The sequence below is a fragment of the Bilifractor sp. LCP21S3_A7 genome, from assembly GCF_052118825.1.
Taxonomy (GTDB): Bacteria; Bacillota; Clostridia; order Lachnospirales; family Lachnospiraceae; genus Bilifractor.
Genome location: NZ_JBQKGL010000034.1, coordinates 1 through 565 on the forward strand (window position 1 = coordinate 1; position 565 = coordinate 565).

A 565-nucleotide genomic window follows, 5' to 3' on the forward strand; every position below is an offset into this window, starting at 1 on the left:
GTCGCTGCCCCTCAAGGGGCATCCGTATTACTTACCCTGACCCTTAAAAGGGTCTTCGTATTCCTTTACGCTGAGCTTGTCCTGTATGATATCCGCCCGCTCCTGGTCTTGGATATATTTTCTGATGGTAGCTTCATTTAACCCTACTGTACTGACATAATATCCTTCTGACCAAAAATGTCTGTTTCCAAACTTGTATTTTAAATTTGCGTGCCTGTCAAACATCATAAGGGCACTTTTCCCCTTCAAATATCCCATAAATGACGCCACACTGATCTTAGGTGGTATGCTAACCAGCATATGTACATGATCTGGCATCAGATGACCTTCGATAATTGTGACACCTTTATATGTACATAATTGATGAAGTATCTCTGCAAGGTCTTGCTTGTATTGATTGTAAATGATTTTTCGCCTATACTTTGGTGTGAACACGATATGGTACTTGCACAGCCATTTGGTATGCGCAAGGCTATTCGCCTGGTTCGCCATGAGATCACCTCTTTCTTTTAAATAGTGGCTTGGACACCTCTATTATAGAAAGAGTTGATCTCAATTGTATAAC

The 565-nt window shown here is 41.1% G+C and carries 1 protein-coding gene; it reads right to left on the bottom strand.

The features are described 5' to 3' along the window. Positions 1–27 precede the first annotated feature (27 nt). Positions 28–492, bottom strand: a complete 465-nt coding sequence (gene tnpA / locus ACTQ1O_RS14055; protein ID WP_441475711.1) for an IS200/IS605 family transposase — start codon at positions 490–492, stop codon at positions 28–30. Between the last annotated feature and the right edge of the window lie 73 nt (positions 493–565).